The organism is Vibrio sp. 03_296 (assembly GCF_002265885.1).
In genome coordinates this window covers 1-542 of the sequence record NZ_NPKW01000445.1, presented here as the reverse complement: position 1 = coordinate 542, position 542 = coordinate 1, and the positions used below count along the sequence as shown (strand labels likewise).

Genomic DNA, 542 nt, shown 5'->3' with positions numbered 1-542 from the left:
GCAGAGCAGATTGCAGGTGAAGATATTTCAGAGCGTATTGAACACTTCGCTAATGTTGAAGCTGAATTAATTACCTCTGACGATTCAGAATTTCGCTTCCACTCTGGCGCACCAAACTGGCTACGTAGCATAAAAAAACAACAATATAGGTAGCAATATGCACGGTGACTCTTCTAAAGGCCGATGTCGTGCATATTGCTTTTTGCCAAAATTTGACTTTTCCAGAAAACACATATCATACTGTTTTAATTAAAGAATTTAGATTGATAACAGTTCATTCTGGTAAGTTTTCTGTCTGTTTTCGATAGTTTCAATATTCCCATGATTTGCGTGAGCTGAAAGCTGGGCAATCAGCGATGTATTTGATCCGTAAATATGCGGTGGATAAAGAAAGCTCGCATACCCTACTCGATTGGTTTAAGCCATACGAAGATTTTGCCTATCGTGGAATTGGCTCCATTGAGACACTAAAGGGCAAAAGTAACATTTCTAAAGCCATTATGGCTAAGTCAGACTCACCTTATAGCCAAGAGCTCATTGAT

1 protein-coding gene and 1 pseudogene are annotated in these 542 nt (G+C 39.1%); both read left to right on the top strand.

What is annotated here, in order from left to right; translation table 11 throughout:
- A partial coding sequence (gene miaE / locus CIK04_RS25280; RefSeq protein WP_325205811.1) for a tRNA isopentenyl-2-thiomethyl-A-37 hydroxylase MiaE occupies window positions 1-153 on the top strand: 153 nt, incomplete at its 5' end.
- A gap of 179 nt (window positions 154-332) precedes the next feature.
- Window positions 333-542 (top strand): annotated as a pseudogene (locus tag CIK04_RS25275) (tRNA-(ms[2]io[6]A)-hydroxylase); the annotation flags it as partial.